This is a genomic window from Kitasatospora sp. NPDC001159 (assembly GCF_053598235.1).
Map to the genome: position 1 here is coordinate 50,525 of NZ_JBSFJV010000010.1, position 16,093 is coordinate 66,617.

At 73.4% G+C, this 16,093-nt stretch carries 11 protein-coding genes and 2 pseudogenes; 10 read left to right on the top strand and 3 right to left on the bottom strand.

Annotation, left to right across the window (positions count from 1 at the left end; translation table 11 throughout):
• Nucleotides 1–13: 13 nt before the first annotated feature.
• The 3 genes from ACWC9T_RS07960 to ACWC9T_RS07970 form a co-directional block, all read right to left on the bottom strand.
• Complete coding sequence (locus ACWC9T_RS07960; RefSeq protein WP_449820196.1) at nt 14–1,129, bottom strand: hypothetical protein; 1,116 nt, start codon at nt 1,127–1,129, stop codon at nt 14–16.
• Between the two features lie 163 nt (nt 1,130–1,292).
• Complete coding sequence (locus ACWC9T_RS07965; protein WP_449820197.1) at nt 1,293–1,676, bottom strand: hypothetical protein; 384 nt, start codon at nt 1,674–1,676, stop codon at nt 1,293–1,295.
• Between the two features lie 799 nt (nt 1,677–2,475).
• Nucleotides 2,476–3,657 (bottom strand): peptidoglycan-binding protein, encoded by a 1,182-nt coding sequence (locus tag ACWC9T_RS07970; RefSeq protein ID WP_449820198.1) that lies wholly within the window; start codon nt 3,655–3,657, stop codon nt 2,476–2,478.
• Nucleotides 3,658–3,950: 293 nt separating this feature from the next.
• On the opposite strand from ACWC9T_RS07970, the gene ACWC9T_RS07975 reads away from it, so the two are divergent.
• The 10 genes and pseudogenes from ACWC9T_RS07975 (at nt 3,951) to ACWC9T_RS08020 (ending at nt 16,091) form a co-directional block, all read left to right on the top strand.
• Entirely contained in the window at nt 3,951–4,985 is a 1,035-nt protein-coding gene (locus tag ACWC9T_RS07975; protein WP_449820199.1) for a hypothetical protein, read from the top strand.
• A gap of 230 nt (nt 4,986–5,215) precedes the next feature.
• Nucleotides 5,216–6,826: pseudogene (locus tag ACWC9T_RS07980) on the top strand (AMP-binding protein); the annotation flags it as partial.
• Nucleotides 6,827–6,919: 93 nt separating this feature from the next.
• A pseudogene (locus ACWC9T_RS07985) lies at nt 6,920–7,243 on the top strand (acyl-CoA thioesterase); the annotation flags it as partial.
• Entirely contained in the window at nt 7,240–9,597 is a 2,358-nt protein-coding gene (locus ACWC9T_RS07990) for an oxidoreductase (protein ID WP_449820200.1), read from the top strand. The pseudogene ACWC9T_RS07985 and the gene ACWC9T_RS07990, both read left to right, overlap by 4 nt.
• 2 nt (nt 9,598–9,599) lie before the next feature.
• The gene (locus tag ACWC9T_RS07995; protein ID WP_449820201.1) at nt 9,600–10,571 is read left to right on the top strand and encodes a carbon-nitrogen hydrolase family protein; all 972 of its coding nucleotides are present in this window, start codon (nt 9,600–9,602) and stop codon (nt 10,569–10,571) included.
• Entirely contained in the window at nt 10,568–11,683 is a 1,116-nt protein-coding gene (locus tag ACWC9T_RS08000) for a cupin domain-containing protein (RefSeq protein WP_449820202.1), read from the top strand. The genes ACWC9T_RS07995 and ACWC9T_RS08000 overlap by 4 nt, the downstream gene beginning before the upstream one ends.
• 16 nt (nt 11,684–11,699) lie before the next feature.
• Entirely contained in the window at nt 11,700–12,593 is an 894-nt protein-coding gene (locus tag ACWC9T_RS08005; RefSeq protein WP_449820203.1) for a fumarylacetoacetate hydrolase family protein, read from the top strand.
• A 59-nt stretch (nt 12,594–12,652) separates the two neighbouring features.
• Nucleotides 12,653–13,405: a maleate cis-trans isomerase family protein gene (locus ACWC9T_RS08010; RefSeq protein ID WP_449820204.1), complete on the top strand. Its 753-nt coding sequence runs from the start codon at nt 12,653–12,655 to the stop codon at nt 13,403–13,405.
• A 67-nt stretch (nt 13,406–13,472) separates the two neighbouring features.
• The gene (locus ACWC9T_RS08015) at nt 13,473–14,303 is read left to right on the top strand and encodes a PaaX family transcriptional regulator (RefSeq protein WP_449820205.1); all 831 of its coding nucleotides are present in this window, start codon (nt 13,473–13,475) and stop codon (nt 14,301–14,303) included.
• Nucleotides 14,304–14,447: 144 nt separating this feature from the next.
• A complete protein-coding gene (locus ACWC9T_RS08020) occupies nt 14,448–16,091 on the top strand; it encodes an amidohydrolase (protein ID WP_449820206.1) in 1,644 nt (547 codons plus the stop codon).
• The last annotated feature ends 2 nt before the right edge of the window (nt 16,092–16,093 follow it).

Genomic DNA, 16,093 nt, shown 5'->3' on the forward strand with positions numbered 1-16,093 from the left:
GGCGGAGAGTTGCTCAAAGTCGGGCCTCCAGAAGGTCTCGGACCCGGGTCAGCAGCGCGATGTCCGGGTCGGGGACGGTCAGCGGGTGGGCCGCTGCCGTGATGGGCGGGCGGTCAGGGCGGATCAGGGCGGTTGCTGCCGTTGCCGGGGCACCTGGGTGGCCGGTGGCCGGGGCACCCGGGTGGCCGGTGGCCGCGAGGCTGCGGAGGGTGGCGCCGGGGACCCGGCGGTGCAGGCCCCCGGCCGGTTCCCGCCGTCCCTGCGGGGGTACTTCGGGCGTCGCGGCCGGCGGCGCGGCGTGCCGCGGGGCGTCGGAGCGGGGCGCCGCGCGGCGGGGGGCCTCGGGTAGGAGCACCTCGGGTCGGGCGGCGTCCTTTCGCGGGACGTCGAGCAGTCCGGCGGCGGCCAGGCGGCGGACGTCCGCCGTCACACCGAAGCCGGAGCGGCCGAGCAGTCGGGCCAGGTCCGCCGGGGTTCTTCGGCCGTCGGCGTGGTCCAGCAGTTCGCGTCGACGGCGGCCGGGCGGGCGGTGGGAGGGACGCCAGCTGTGCTCGACCGGGCGGACGGGCGCGGTGTCCAGCTGCGGCCAGGGCCAGATCCGGTCGAGGAGTCGGCCCCGGCGCTCGACCTCGCGGTGCAGCCGCGCCGGGTCGACGGCCGCCACCGGTCCGAGCCAGTGCCGGACGTCGGGCTCGAAGCGCCAGGTGCCGCCGGCCCGGTCGGCGAGGACGAAGTAGGCGGCGTCGAACAGCGTTCCCAGATGGCCGAGTTCGAGTTCGCCCCGGGTGAGCAGCCCCCGATCGACCAGCACCTCGCCGATCCGGCCCTGGGCGCCGTGGAGGCGGAGGAGTTCCGCCCAGCCCTCGGGGACGATCCGGCCGCAGCCGGTGAGCAGGTCGACCAGGCCGGGCGCGCGCGGGGACTCGGCGGCGGTCACCTGGCCGTCGACCAGGTGGAGACTGCCGAGCGGGCCGTGCAGGGCGCCGGTGGCGCGGCGGGCGGCGAGTAGGGCCATCGCTTCGCCGGGGGTCCTCGGCGCGACCTGGCCGGTCGGCGCGACCTGGCCGGTCGGCGCGGCCAGGTCGGTCGGTGCGGCCAGGTCGGTCGGTGCGGCAGGACCGGCTGGCATCGCCGATCCTGTCGGTCCCGCCGGTTCCGTCGTGGGCGGGGCGGTGGTGGGCGGGGTCGTGGTGGGCGGGGCCGCGGAGGGCGCTGCGGTCACGCGGGCCACCGCCGAGGGGCGTCCGTCCGGCGGGCTGGTCGGAATACGACAGGTGGTACGGGAGTCATGCTCACCCCAGCACCAGCTCCTCGGCGAGCGCCTGGAGGCGGAAGCGGGCGACGGCGAGGTTGCCCTCCTCGCGGTCCATCCAGAGGTGCAATACCAGACGACTGTCGAAGACGGTGTCGATGAAGCGGATCAGGTGATAACTACGGCCCGCGGTGACGATGATGTCCTCCAGCGGGGACCGCCGGTCCTCCGCCACCGTGAAGGTCTGGCTCTCAACGGCCGCGCGCACCAAGTCGGTTGCCTCGGCAGCGGAGGTCTCGTGCTCGCCGGTCGGGCTGTCGCCGACGCTGCCGAGGGCGAGTCCGCTGCTCCAGTCGACCAGGCTCGCGGCGCGGGCGCCGGCGATCTCCATCGCCCCGGAGAGGCATTCGTCGATACCCGGCACACCGGCTCCTTCGCGGGGGTCTGGGGTGGCCGGGCGCAGTGCGGTTCCGACCGGATCGCCACCAGCAGTGGCAGGTTCGACACGGAAGGCTACTGCCGGATTCCGTATGACGAACATTCCAATGGCATATTCACACCAGTAGCAGTGAGTTCCGGCCAAGGTATGGCGATGCATCAGGCTGGCCCGACAGACAAAGCCGCTGGCCGGTCGGCCGCAGCGGAACGTCGTCCGTCGGCCACCTGGTACGGGACCTTGGCCGATACCCGGCCACGCCACAGGGTTTCGGGCCAGAAAGTGCGATAAGAGGACGCGCGCAATGGAGCGTCGCCCTCGCGCCGACGGCGACCGGAGTCACGACGGAAACGACGAAGGGGCCCGTTCCGTTGGACGGAACGAGCCCCTTCGGGTGGAGCGCCAGGCCCGGGTTGCACGGACTCTTCCTACTGAAAGTAGGACGTGCTCTGGTAGCACCGCTGACGCCTGTTCGAGAGATCCCCTCTGCTGAAGATCAATCCCTCTCAACGGAAGGAACAGTAGCAGGTCATCACCCCTGGTCAGAAATCCCCGCCGGGCGGACTGCCCGCCGAGGCCGCCGGGCAGGTGTGAGCCGTCGCCCCGCCCAGCCCGACCGTGGCTCTCCCGCCCTCCCCTCATCGGGCATCTGACGGTGGAGGTAACCTCATTACTCCCTAGCGAGTACGCGCCCGCGCGCCACGCCCGGCAGCGAACCACCCCGGACGTAGCCTCGGTCCCCCGCCGCAGCCCTCCGGTCCGGACCGTCCGCCAGTCCGCCAGTCCGTCAGTCGGTCACCGCGAAGTCCTGTGCCGCACCCAGTCGGTGGAGCGAGTCCCAGCCGGGGATACCGTCTGCGGCCCCCGCCGTGTAGCCGCACCGCCGCTGCCACCCCGCGTACGCCGTGACCGTAAGACTGCCGAAGGAGCCGTCCACCCAGCGCTGTTCGAGCAACCCCTCGTCCGCCAGCGCCTGTTCGACGATCGCCACCTCGGCCCCGTACGTCCGGTGCCCCTGCTCCGCCCCCGGGTCGCTGCGCGCGGCCGCCACCACGTGCGCCAGCGAGACAGTGCGCGGCCCGGGCAGGTAGCCGAGCAGCCGCCGCAGCGAGCCCTCGCCGGGGACACCGTCCGCCGCCTGCCCCGTGTAGCCCAGGCTCCGCTGGTAGTCCGCGTAGTTCTCGGTGTCCGCGTCCGTCCAGTCCGGCCCGGGCCCGGAGTGGTAGTGGGCGCCGAAGCCGCCCGCGACCAGCGCCCGACCGACCACCGTCACCTGGTAGCCATGGGCGCCGTAGCCGTAGGCCAGACCGTTGAGGGTGACCTGGTAGCGGGCCGGGCCCGGGTGCTGCTGCGAGGGCGGGGTGGACGGCGAGCCGGGGCCGCCGGTGAAGACGGGCCAGGAGCCGGGGTCGACGTGGTCGTTGAACGGCACGTGGGCGTGCGCGTACCAGCCGCCCTGGGTCTCCCACACCCGCTCGTCGCGGTGTTCGGAGAAGTCGGTCGGACGGCCCATCGGCCACACGTCGGGCACGCCCAAGGAGGAGATCCAGGCGTGGATCCGGTCCCAGCCCGCGCACGGGGTGTCGACCAGCCGCGGGTACACCGTCCCCTGGTAGCGGCAGTACGGGAAGAACACCGCCTCGATCTGGATCACCACCCGCCCGGCCCGGTTGGTGCGGGTCGGACTCTCGGCCGGGCTGAGCAGGCTCTTGGAACGGGAGTCGGCCGGGAACAGCTGCGCCGTCCGGCCGCTGAACGGGTCCCAGACCAGGTGCGGCGCGTCGCCGGCGCCGCTGCCGGTGAAGTACCCCACCAGGTCCTCGTAGGTGCACCAGTCCTGCGGTGCGGCGGCGGTCGCGTTGCGGTCCCAGGTGATGTGCGCGATGGCCTTCGGCGGGTACTGCTGGTCGGTCGGCGCGTGGTCGCCGAGGTCGTGGATCTCGGCACCGGGCAGCCACAGCTCAGGCATGCTGGCTCCTCCGAACGGCGTAATGACGTCGTTACGGGTATCGGCAGATCTGCGGTCCGGAATTACCCCGACGGCGTAAATTCGCGGCATTGAACCGCTGCGGCCCGAACGACAGTTCGGGTCAACGACGGGAATTCGTCCCCGCATGCGGATCGGTGGCCTGCGCTCCGGGATTCTCCGACACGTCCGGGGGCGGTTGCAGTTGCGTCTCCGTTCGCCTCGACGGGGGTGCGGAGCGGCCGGCGGCCCGGGATCGTAGGGGGCAACGACTCGTGCGGCGGGGGGGAGTTGCCATGGGGGACGGCCGGGAGTTGGTACCGGGCGTGGTGGGGGCGCTGGTCCGGCTCGCTCAGGGGACGGCCGACGGGCCGGGGCAGGCGGTGGCCGGGGTGGTGCGGGCCCGGCTTCGGCTGATGCCGGACGGGGCTCAGGCCGTGGCGGCACTGGAGGCGAGCCCGCACGATTCCCGGGCGCAGGAGGGCCTGACCGCCGCCGTCACCCGACTGCTGGCCAGCGACGTGGCGTTCGCCCAGTACGTGGCCACCACCGAACTCGGAAGACCCGCCGACCCGACGACCGTCCAACTCCGAATGGACCCGACGGCCCCAGCCGACGCGAGCACCGTCCAGCTCCGGGTCGACCCGGCGGTCGCCGACGCCCAGGCCCTGGCAGCCCGGCGCAGCAACACCGGGATCATCGTCGCGCTGGCCCTGGTCCTGATCGCCGCCCTGGTCGCGCTCGGGATCAACCTCGGCTCGCGCCCGCTGCTGCACCCCAACGGCCCCGACTTCGCCCACGCTGCCCGGACCGTCCGCGACCCCGCGCAGCTGCAGGGCGTACTGCCAGACGTAGCGGCGATGCCGGGCGGCTGGCAGGTGGAGAGCGCACCGGAGTCCGGGGCCGGCTCGGGGTACGCGGTGCCCTGCCTGCTCCCGGACTCCTGCGACCGGCAACTCGCCTACGCCACCGTGACCTTCCGCGCCCCGACCGTCCAGTCCGTGAAGTTCACCGTGGTCACCTTCGCCTCCACCGAGGCGGCCAGCCGGGCCTTCACCGCGGGCCTCGACCGCGTCAGCGGCGCGGGCCCGACGGCCGCGGCGGCCATCCCGCCGATCGGCGACCAGAGCATGGCCCGCACCTCGGGTTCGACGGACGCGGAGGCGCTGGTCCGGGTCGGCCCGACGCTGCTGTACGTGCACGACGACGGCCCGGGCGCGGCGGTCGCGACGCCCGCCCTGGTCCTGTTCGCCCGCCTGCTCGTCGAGCGTGCCCAGCAGGCCCAGGACGGCCGCACACCGGACGCGGCCTTCCACACCGACGCCAGCTGAGCGCCGGCCGCACCGCGACACCCTCAACGCCCCGCGGGCCCCACCGGCCCGCGGGGCGTTCTGTTTTCCCCGCGGCGCCCCGCCGACCCGCCGACCTGCCAACCCGCCACGCCGTCGCGCCCGCCGCCCCGCCGCCCCCGTCGCCCGAATGCATGTATCGCTCTCTTGACTGGCGTCACGAGGGCGCCATACTGGCTCTACTCCCCGCTCGCACAATGAGGTGCCCGCCCATGGAGCTCTTCCCCTCGGCGCATGTGGACACGTTCTGTCGCGACCATCTCCCACCCTTCGACCAGTGGCCCGAACTCCTCTTCGAACTACCGGAGTTGGCCTATCCCGACCGCCTGAACTGCGCGGCCGCCCTACTCGACGACCCGATCGCCCGCTTCGGCCCCGACCGCCGCTGCCTGCTCACCCCCACCGAGCAGTGGAGCTACGGCGAACTGCGCGACCACGCCGACCGGATCGCCCGCCTGCTGACCGACGACCTGCGCCTGGTCCCCGGCAACCGGGTGCTGCTACGCGGCCCCAACAACCCCTGGCTGGCGGCCTGTTGGCTCGGCGTCCTGAAGGCCGGCGGGGTGGTCGTCACCACCATGCCGCTGCTGCGCGCCGCCGAGCTGACCGAGCTCATCCGGATCGCCAGACCCTCCGTCGCCCTGTGCGACCACCGCTTCCTCGCCGAGCTCCACCAGGCGAACGCCCCGGACCTGCGCATACTCCCCTTCGGCGGCACCGACCCCGAGGACCTGACCGTCCGCTCCGCCACCCGGCCGCCCGGCTTCACCGCCGTTCCGACCGCCGCCGACGACGTCGCACTGATCGCCTTCACCTCCGGCACCACCGGCCGCCCCAAGGCCACCCTGCACTTCCACCGCGACGTGCTGGCCAACGCCGACACCTTCTCCCGGCACCTGCTCCGGCCCACCCCCGACGACCTGTTCACCGGCACCCCGCCGCTGGGGTTCACGTTCGGCCTCGGCGGACTGCTGGTCTTCCCCCTGCGGGCCGGCGCCGCCAGCCTGCTGTTGGAGCAGGCCACCCCCGAGCAGCTGGCCGGGCAGGTGGCCCGCCACGGCGTGAGCGTGCTGTTCACCGCGCCGACCGCCTACCGGGCGATCCTGGCCGCCGGGCTGTCCGACCGGCTGGCCGGCGTCCGGCGCTGCGTCTCGGCCGGCGAGCCGCTGCCCGCCGCCGTCTGGGAGGCCTTCCGCGCGGCCACCGGGCAGCGGCTGATCGACGGCATCGGCGCCACCGAGCTGCTGCACGTGTTCATCTCGGCCGCCGACCAGGACGTCCGCCCCGGCTCGACCGGCCGTCCCGTCCCCGGCTACCGGGCGGCGATCCTGGACGAGCACGGCAACCCGGTGCCGGACGGCCGACCCGGGCTGCTGGCGGTCAAGGGCCCGACCGGCTGCCGCTACCTGGACGACGAGCGCCAGCGCGACTACGTCCGGAACGGCTGGAACCTCACCGGCGACACCTACCTCCGCGACCGGGACGGCTACTTCTGGTACCAGGCGCGCAACGACGACATGATCGTCTCGGCCGGCTACAACATCGCCGGGCCCGAGGTCGAGCAGGCGCTCGCCACCCACGCCGCAGTGGCCGACTCCGCCGTGGTCGGCGCGCCGGACGAGCGACGCGGCACAGTGGTCAAGGCGTACGTGGTGCTGCGCGAGGGCGTGTCGGCCGGGCCGGAGACGGTCAAGGAGCTCCAGGAACACGTCAAACGCGCCATCGCCCCTTACAAGTACCCGCGCGCGGTCGAGTTCGTCGACGAGCTGCCGCGCACCGCGACCGGCAAGCTGCTGCGCACCGAACTCCGTAGGAGGGCCGCCCTGAACCCCGCCAGCGTCACCATCGAGCGCCGGGTCGAGTGGTCGGACACCGACGCCGCCGGGCACTACCACTTCTCCGCCGTGCAGCGCTGGGCCGAGGCGGCCGAGGCCGCGCTGCTGCGCCGGCTCGGGCTGGCCGAACTGTTCGGGCGGATCCCCCGGGTGCACTTCGAGGCGGACTACCGCGAGCGGCTCTGGTTCGGGGACGTGGTCCGCACCGAGCTGCGGGTGGTCCGGGTCGGCGGCTCCTCGCTGCACTACGCCTTCGAGGTGCACGGCCCGCAGGGGCTGGCCGCCAGCGGCCGCATGTCGGTGGTGCACGCCGCCCCGCACACCAAGGGCGCCGAGCCTTGGCCCGCGCCGGTGCGCCGGGCGCTGACCGAGGCCGGGCCGCAGCGGGCGGAGGTGCTCGGATGACGGCCGTGGCCCGCCGGATCGCGGTGATCGGCGCCGGCCCGGGCGGACTCTACTTCGCCGCCCTGGCCAAGCAGTTGGCGCCGCACCGGGAGATCACCGTGTTCGAACGGGATGCCCGGGAGGACGAGTTCGGCTTCGGCGTGGTCTTCTCCGACGAGACCCTGGACGGCATCGCCCAGGCCGACCCGCAGGTCTTCGCCGCGATCAGCGCCGAGTTCGCCCGCTGGAGCGACATCGACATCCGCTACGCCGGCCAGGTCCGCACCAGCGGTGGGCACGGCTTCGCCGCGCTGGACCGCAACCGTCTGCGCGCGATCCTGCAACAGCGCTGCGCGGAGCTGGCGGTGGACGTGCGCTACCGCACGCCCGCCCCGCCGGTCGACCGGCTCTCGGCCGAATACGACCTGGTGGTGGCCGCCGACGGCATCCACTCGGCCACCCGGGCGGCCCACCCGGAAACCTTCCGTACCGAACTGGACGAGCGGAACTGCCGCTACATCTGGCTCGCCACCGACCGGGTCTTCGAGGCCTTCACCTTCATCGTCGAGGAGTTCGACTTCGGCGTCCTGCAGGTGCACGCCTACCCGTACAGCGCGACCCGCTCCACCTTCATCGTCGAGATCGCCGAGGACGCCTGGCGCCGCGCGGGCTTCGAGTCCTTCGCCGCTCGGGAGTCGGCGCGCGGCGAGAGCGACCACGAGAGCGTGGACCGCTGCGCGGAACTGCTCGCCGGGCACCTGGACGGCCATCGGCTGATCCCCAACGCCTCCCGCTGGATCCGCTTCACCACGGTACGGAACGCCAGTTGGCGCCATGGCAACACGGTGCTGCTCGGCGACGCCGCGCACTCCGCGCACTTCTCGATCGGCTCGGGCACCAAGCTGGCCCTGGAGGACGCCCTCGCCCTGGCCGCCGCGCTGAGCGAACAGCCCACCCTGGACGGCGCCCTGGCCGCCTACGAAGCCGAACGGCGGCCCGTGGTGGAGTCCACCCAGCGGGCCGCCCAGGCCAGCCTGGAGTGGTTCGAGACCGTCGGGCGCCGCACCGGGCAGGGCATCGACCAGTTCGCCTTCAACCTGCTCACCCGCAGCCGTCGCGTCACCTACGGCAATCTGCGCGCCCGCGACCCCGAATTCACCGACACGGTGGACGCCGCCGCTGGCGGATCGCCCGGGGTACCGCCGATGTTCCGGCCGATGAAGCTCGGCACGCTGGAGCTGCGCAACCGCGTCGTGGTGCCTCCGCTCGCCACCTTCACCTCCCCCGACGCGCTGCCCAGCGCCTTCGACCGGGCCCAGCTGACCGCCCACGCGCTCGGCGGCGCCGGGCTGGTGATCGCCGGGATGACGGCCGTCAGCCCCGAGGGCCGGGCCACCGACCGCTGCCCCGGGCTGTGGAGCGACCGCCAGGAGGCGGCCTGGACCGAACTCCGCGACGCCGTAAGGACGGTGAGCGACACCCCGGTCGGCCTCCAGCTCACCCACGCCGGCCGCCGGGCCGCGACGACCGTCCCCGGACCGGACGGCATCGGCCGCCCGCTCGCCGAGGGCTGGCCGCTGCTCGCCGCCTCGCCGCTGCCCTGGGACGCCGACAGCCCGACCCCGCACGAAGCCACCGACATCCAACTGACAGCCGTCACCGCCGACTTCGCCGCCTCCGCCGAGCGCGCCGCCCGGGCCGGCTTCGATGTGCTGGAGCTGCAGTTCGGCCACGGGCACCTGCTCTCCTCCTTCCTCTCCCCGCTCACCAACCACCGCACCGACCACTACGGCGGCCCGCTCGCCCACCGGCTGCGGCTGCCGCTGGAGGTGCTGGCCGCCGTGCGCGCCGTCTGGCCCGCCGGCCGGCCGCTGCTGGTCCGGATCTCGGCCGCCGACTGGGCCCCCGACGGCACCACCGAGGCCGAGGCGGTGGCGATCTGCCGGGCGCTGGCCGACGCCGGAGCGGACGCGGTGGACGTGTCGACCGGCGAGGTCGTGGCGCACCAGCGGCCGCCGTACGGGCGCGGCTACCAGACGCCGTTCGCCGAGCTGATCCGCGCCGCCACCGGTCTGCCCACCGTCGCGGTCGGCGCGATCTCCGGGCACGACGACGCCAACTCCGTCCTGCTGGCCGGCCGCGCCGACCTGGTCGCGATCGGCCGGGCCCAACTCCACGACCCGCTCTGGACCCTGCACGCCGCCGCCGACCAGGGCCACACCGGCCCGGGCGCCCGCTGGCCCGAACCCTGGCGGGCCGGCAGCCGCAAGCCGCCGGGCCCGGGCGCCGACCGGGTCGCCCCGCGACTGCACCTGCTGCGCGAACCCGCCCCGCCCGTCCACCGCCGCTGGCTGCCCGATCGAACCGAGGAGTGAGCATGCCGGACCTGCCCCGCTTCACCGCCGCCGCCGTGCAGGCTGCCCCCGTTTACCTGGACCCGGCCGCCACCGTCGACAAGGCCGTCGCCCTGATCCACGAGGCTGCCGGACACGGCGCCCGACTGGTCGTCTTCCCCGAGGTCTTCGTCCCCGGCTACCCCTACTGGAACTGGACGATGACCCCGGTGCAGGGCTCGCCCTGGTACGAGCGGCTCTACCGCTCCGCCGTGGACGTCCCCGGACCGTACGTGGACACCCTGCGCGCCGCCGCCCGGCAGGCCGGGGTGGTGCTGGTGATCGGCGTCAACGAACGCGGCCGACACAGCCTCGGGGTGCTCTACAACACCTTGCTGATCATCGGCTCGGACGGCGAACTGCTTGGCGTGCATCGCAAGTTGGTCCCCACCTGGGCCGAGAAGCTGACCTGGACCCAGGGCGACGGCAGCTCGCTGCGGGTGCACCGTACGGCCGTAGGCCCGCTCGGCGCGCTGGCCTGCGGCGAGAACACCAACACCCTGGCCCGCTTCACCCTGCTGGCCCAGGGCGAACTCGTCCACGCCGCGAGCTACATCGCCCTGCCGGTGGCCCCCGAGGACTACGACATGGCGGAGGCCATCGCGCTGCGCGCCGCCGCCCACTGCTTCGAGGGCAAGCTGTTCACCGTGGTCTCCTGCTCCACCATCTCGCCCGACATGGTGGACCTGATCGCGGGCGAGGACCACCAGGTACGGAAGCTTCTCGCCCGCCCGCGCAACGCGCTGTCCGGCGTCTTCGGCCCGGACGGCCGGGCGGTCACCGAGCCGCTGGTGGACGAGGAGGGCATCGTCTACGCCGAGATCGACCTCGGCCGCTGCATCCAGCCCAAGCAGATGCACGACATCGTCGGCCACTACAACCGTTTCGACGTCTTCCGGCTGCACGTGGACAACCGCCCGCTGCGGCCCCTGGTGTTCCCCGAGGAGCAGGCATGACCAGCCACGACGACGACCAGATCGGCCGGGCCCGGGTCAACGACAGCCCAGAACTGCTCGCCTACTACGAGGAGTTGGCCAAGCACGAGGCCGGCGCCCTGTGGACGGTGGCGAACGAGATCGAGCCCTGGTACCCACAGCCCAAATCCGTCCCGGTGCTCTGGCGCTACACCGACCTGCGTCCACTGGTACGCAAGGCGCTCCCGCTGGTGAAGGCCGACGACGCGGGCCGCCGGGTGGTGATGCTGGTCAACCCGGGGCGCCGTGAACTCAGCGCCGCCGTCGGCCTGTTGTACACCGGCCTACAGATCATGGGGCCCGGCGAGGCGATGACCGCGCACCGCCACCAGGCATCCGCGCTGCGCTTCGTCCACGAGGGCACCGGCGCCTGGACCGTCGTGGACGGGCAGAAGCTCAAGGTCGGCCCGCGCGACTTCGCGATCACCCCCAACAACACCTGGCACGAGCACGGCAACGAGGCCGAGGACAACCCGGTGATCTGGCAGGACGGCCTGGACATCCCGCTGGTCAACACCCTCGACGCCAACTTCTACGAGGTCCACCCCGAGCTCTACCAGCGCCCCGGCCCGGTGGTGAACTCCTCGCTGCTCAGCTACGGCGGCAACCTGCTCCCGTACGGTGTCGAGAAGTGGACCAGGCCGTACTCGCCGCTGCTCGGCTGGCCCTGGGAGCCCAGCTACCACGCGCTGTGCCAACTCGCCCGCGCCACCGAGGGATCGCCCTACGACGGCGTGGTGATGGAGTACACCAATCCGGTCACCGGCGGCTCGGTGATGCCCACCATGGCCGCCCACCTGCAACTGCTGCGCCCCGGCCAGGCCACCCGCGCCCACCGGCACACCGGCTCGGTGGTCTACACGGCGGCCAAGGGACGCGGCGTCTCGGTGATCGCCGGGCAGCGCTTCGAGTGGCAGCAGGGCGACATCTTCGTCGTCCCGTCCTGGGCCTGGCACGAGCACGCGAACCTCGACCAGGGCGAGGACGCCTGCCTGTTCTCCTTCAACGACTTCCCGGTGATGCACTCGCTCGGCCTCTACCGCGAGGAGGCCTACCCCGACCACGACGGACACCAGCCCACCACCACCTCGTAACAGGAGCCCTGGAGCCATGCACCTGCTGACCTACCGCGCCGACGGCGACGACACCCCGCGCCTCGGCGCCCGGATCGGCGCCGACCGGGTCGCCGACCTGACCGCCCTGGCCACCGCCGCCGGGGTCCAACTCCCGGGCGACCTGCTCGGGTTGATCCGGGCTGGGGCGCCCGCGCTGGCCACCGTCCGGGAGCTGCTCGCCGGAGCACCCGACACCCGGCGACTCGCCGAGGTCTCCCTGCGCGCGCCGCTGCGTCCCGGCAAGATCATCGGCGTCGGCCTCAACTACGTGGAGCACGTGGCCGAGTCACACCGAACCCTGGACACCGAGCGCGAACTCCCGGACCGTCCGGTCCTGTTCGGCAAGCCCGCCACCGCCGTCACCGGGCCCGGCCAGCCGATCCTGCACAACGCCGACCTCACCAAGCAGCTCGACTGGGAGTGCGAACTCGCGGTGGTGATCGGCGAACCCGCCTTCCGGGTGGCCGAACAGGACGCCCTGCGGCATGTGTTCGGCTACAGCATCGTCAACGACGTCAGCGCCCGCGACCAGCGCCGCTCCGGACAGTGGTTCTTCTCCAAGGGCCAGGACAGCTACGCGCCCTTCGGCCCGGTCGTGGTCACCGCCGACGAGATCCCCGACCCCCAACAACTCGACCTCTCACTGAAGGTCAACGGCGAGCTGCGGCAGAACTCCAACACCCGGCACATGCTGTTCGGCATCGCCCGGCTGATCGCCGACATCTCCTCCGGCATGACCCTGGAACCGGGCGACGTGATCGCCACCGGCTCCCCCTCGGGCGTGGGCGCGGGGATGGTCCCGCCGCAGTTCCTCCAGCCCGGCGACCTGGTCGAGGCCACGATCGAGAGGATCGGCACCCTCGCCAACCCCGTGGTCGACGCCCGTTGACCCCGCGACGGAAGCCCGTTGACCCCGCGACCGGCGCCCGCCGAAGGGAGCACCCGCTGATGCCGACATACCGGATCGGCCAGATCGTCCCGAGCTCCAACGTCACCATGGAGACCGAAGTCCCCGCCCTGCTGCGGGCCCGCGAGACGGTCGCCCCCGAACGGTTCACCTTCCACTCCAGCCGGATGCGGATGACCAGGGTCACCCCGGAGCAGCTGCGGGCCATGGACGCCGAGTCCGACCGCTGCGCCGCCGAACTCTCGGACGCCCGGGTCGACGTGATCGGCTACGCCTGCCTGGTCGCGGTGATGGCCACCGGCCCCGGCTACCACCGCGAGGCCGAGCAGCGGCTGCACCGGCGCACGGTCGAGAACGGCGCCCCCGCGCCCGTGGTCACCAGCGCCGGCGCCCTGGTCACCGGCCTGCACACGCTCGGCGCCAAGAAGGTCGCCATGGTCACCCCCTACCTGCGGCCGCTGGCCCGCACGGTGGTCGACTACCTCGCCCAGGAGGGCATCGAGGTACTCGACCACGCGGCCCTGGAGATCGCCGACAACCTCGACGTGGCCGCCCACGACCCGGCCCGGCTGCCCGCGATCGCCAAGGGCCTCGCACACAGCGAGGCCGACGCCGTGGTGCTCTCCGCCTGCGTGCAGATGCCCTCGCTGTCCGCCGTCGAGGAGGCCGAGCAGCAACTCGGCAAGCCGGTGGTCTCGGCCGCCATCTGCACCACCCACCAACTCCTGCGCGCCCTCGGCCTGCCCGCCCACGCCCCCGGCGCCGGGCACCTGCTCTCCGGCGCCTACGCGTAGGTGCCTACGCCCCGCACTGTCGCCGCCGCTATGATCACCGCCAGTCGTCGGGGAGGAGGGCCCACGCATGTCGGAGACCGCACCCCGGCCCAGCTCCCTGATCCACACCGTCTACGGCGAGTACGTCCGCCGCCTCGGCGGCTGGATATCGATCGCCGACCTGATCGCGCTGATGGCCGAGCTGGACGTCGACGCCCAGGCCGTCCGCTCGGCGATCTCCCGGCTGAAGAAGGCCGGCACCCTGCTCCAGGAACGCCGCGCGGGCACCGGCTACCGCCTCGCCCCCACGATGGACCCGGTGTTCGAGGAGGGCGACCGCCGGATCTTCCACAGCCTGGAGCCCGCCGAACTCGCCGACGGCTGGGTGGTGGCGGTCTTCTCGGTGCCCGAGTCCGAACGCGCCCACCGCCACCAGCTGCGCTCCCGGCTCAGCTGGCTCGGTTTCGGCAACGCCGCCCCCGGCGTCTGGCTGGCGCCCGCCCGGCTGTTGCCGGACGCCCGCCGCCTGCTGGAGCGCCTCGGCCTGAGCGCCTACGTCCACCTCTTCCTCTCCGCCGAGTACGCCGGATTCGCCGAACTCCGCACGGCGGTGGCGAGTTGGTGGGACCTCCCGGCGATCGAGGCACAGTACGCGGCCTTCACCGACACCTGGCGCCCGGTCGCCGAGGAGTTGCGCGCGCAGGAGCGGACCGACCCGGTCGAGGCGTTCCGGGACTACGTGCCGATGCTCACCGAGTGGCGCCGGCTGCCCTACCTCGACCCAGGGCTGCCCGAGCCGCTGCTGCCCGCCGACTGGAACGCCGTCCCGGCCCGCGCCGTCTTCACCGAGTTGCACGAACGGCTCGCCGAGCCCAGTCTGCGGTACGTCGAGGAGGTCACCGGGCTGTCCCGCTCTTAGGGGCGTGTCATGCGGATCTTTGCCGGGTCCACGACGCTCCCCCGCCTTCGGCACCGAGGTGCCCCACCTCCGCCTTGTGATGCACGCACCCCAACGCCGCGACCTGATCCGACAAGACCCACAAGACACGCCCCAGGAGTCTCCATGTCCGCCGGGAAGACCGACCACACCCCCGCCGACCTGCTGATCCGCGCCGCCGCCGTCCACACCCTCGACCCCGGGCGCGTCCCTGGCGAGCCGCCGCAGCGGGCGGTCGCCGTCACCGGCGGCCGGATCACCGCTCTCTCCCCCGAGCCCGACGGCCTGGACGCCCTGATCGGCCCCGGTACCGAGCTGGTGGACGCCCCGGACGCGACCGTGCTGCCCGCCTTCGACGACACCCACACCCATCTGATCCTGGCCGGCCACAGCGTCCACGGCGTCCCCGTTCACCAGGCCCGGAACCTCGCCGAGTTCCTCGGGCTGATCCACGAGCGCGCCGCCCACACCCCCGCCGGGGCGTGGATCCGCACCACGGTCAACTGGCAGGAGGCGCTGCTGGCCGAGCAACGGCTGCCCACCACCGGGGAGTTGGACACCGCCACCGCCGACCACCCGGTGCTGGTGCGCCGCGGCGCGTACAACATGGTGCTCAACTCCGCCGCGCTGCGGCTGGCCGGGATCACCGAGGCCACCGAGGCGCCGCCCGGCGGGGTGATCGAGCGCGACGAGCAGGGGCGGCTGACCGGCCGGCTAATCAACCGGGCGATCGAGCTGGTCGAGCGGGTGCTGCCGCGCCCGGACCTCACCGAGCGGATCGCGGGCCTGCGCGCGGCGTCCGAGGACTTCGCCGCGACCGGGATCGGCACCGTCCGCGACTGCCTGGTCCCGGTCGAGGACCTCGACGTGCTGGACGCGGCCCGCACCGAGAACGCACTCGCCGTCCGGGTCCGGGTGCTGGTCTCCGGCTTCGCCGCGCGGACGCCCGAGCAGGTGGACGCGCTGTTGGACCGGATGGACGAGTGGCAGGCGAACGGCCGGGACGACGACCGACTCCGCCTGTGGGGCGTCAAGTTCGGCATCGACGGCGGCTTCGAGGCGGGCGCACTGGAGGAGCCGTACCAGGGGCAGCCCTGTTACCACGGGCGGCTGCTCTGGGAACCGGAGGAGCTGCTCGCCGCGGTGGACCGGGTGGTCGAACGCGGCTGGCGGGTCGGCGTGCACGCCTGGGGCGACCGCGGCCTGCGGGTGCTGCTGGACGTCTTCGAGCAGGTGCTGAAGCGCCGCCCTGGCCTGCCGCCCGGCACGCTGGTGGTCGAGCACGGCGGACTGGCCCGGGCCGACCAGCGGGCCCGGGCGATCGCGCTCGGCATCCCGGTCACGGTGCAGCACCCGCTGCTGCACGACGGCGCGCTCACCCAGCAGCGTGCGTGGGGAGAGGAACGCACCGCCGCGCTGTTCCCGCTGCGGGAGTGGCTGGACGAGGGGGCGCAGCTCTCGGCCGGCTCGGACTTCCCGGTCGGCCCGTACGGGGCGATGGTGTCGGTGTGGGGCATGACCACCCGCGACACCACGGCCGGGGTGGTCGGCCCGGAGCACGCGATCGAGCGGGCCGAGGCGGTCGCGCTGCACACCGTCAACGCCGCCCGGCTGACCGGCGAGAGCAGCGGGCGCGGCAGCCTGCGGCCGGGCCACCTCGCCGACCTCACGCTTTGGCCGCTGGACCCGCTGAGCTGCCCGGTGGACACGCTGCGCGGGCTGCGGCCCGTCCGCACGGTGGTCGGCGGCCGGACCGTGCACCGGAGTTGACG

What these genes read in the sequence shown, in the direction of transcription:
- ACWC9T_RS07975 (WP_449820199.1), top strand. Translation starts at nt 3,951, where the DNA reads ATGGGGGACGGCCGGGAGTTGGTACCGGGCGTGGTGGGGGCGCTGGTC.
- ACWC9T_RS08020 (WP_449820206.1), top strand. Translation starts at nt 14,448, where the DNA reads ATGTCCGCCGGGAAGACCGACCACACCCCCGCCGACCTGCTGATCCGC.
- ACWC9T_RS08015 (WP_449820205.1), top strand. Translation starts at nt 13,473, where the DNA reads ATGTCGGAGACCGCACCCCGGCCCAGCTCCCTGATCCACACCGTCTAC.
- ACWC9T_RS07990 (WP_449820200.1), top strand. Translation starts at nt 7,240, where the DNA reads ATGACGGCCGTGGCCCGCCGGATCGCGGTGATCGGCGCCGGCCCGGGC.
- ACWC9T_RS07970 (WP_449820198.1), bottom strand. Translation starts at nt 3,657, where the DNA reads ATGCCTGAGCTGTGGCTGCCCGGTGCCGAGATCCACGACCTCGGCGAC.
- ACWC9T_RS08010 (WP_449820204.1), top strand. Translation starts at nt 12,653, where the DNA reads ATGCCGACATACCGGATCGGCCAGATCGTCCCGAGCTCCAACGTCACC.
- ACWC9T_RS08005 (WP_449820203.1), top strand. Translation starts at nt 11,700, where the DNA reads ATGCACCTGCTGACCTACCGCGCCGACGGCGACGACACCCCGCGCCTC.
- ACWC9T_RS07960 (WP_449820196.1), bottom strand. Translation starts at nt 1,129, where the DNA reads ATGCCAGCCGGTCCTGCCGCACCGACCGACCTGGCCGCACCGACCGAC.
- ACWC9T_RS07995 (WP_449820201.1), top strand. Translation starts at nt 9,600, where the DNA reads ATGCCGGACCTGCCCCGCTTCACCGCCGCCGCCGTGCAGGCTGCCCCC.
- ACWC9T_RS08000 (WP_449820202.1), top strand. Translation starts at nt 10,568, where the DNA reads ATGACCAGCCACGACGACGACCAGATCGGCCGGGCCCGGGTCAACGAC.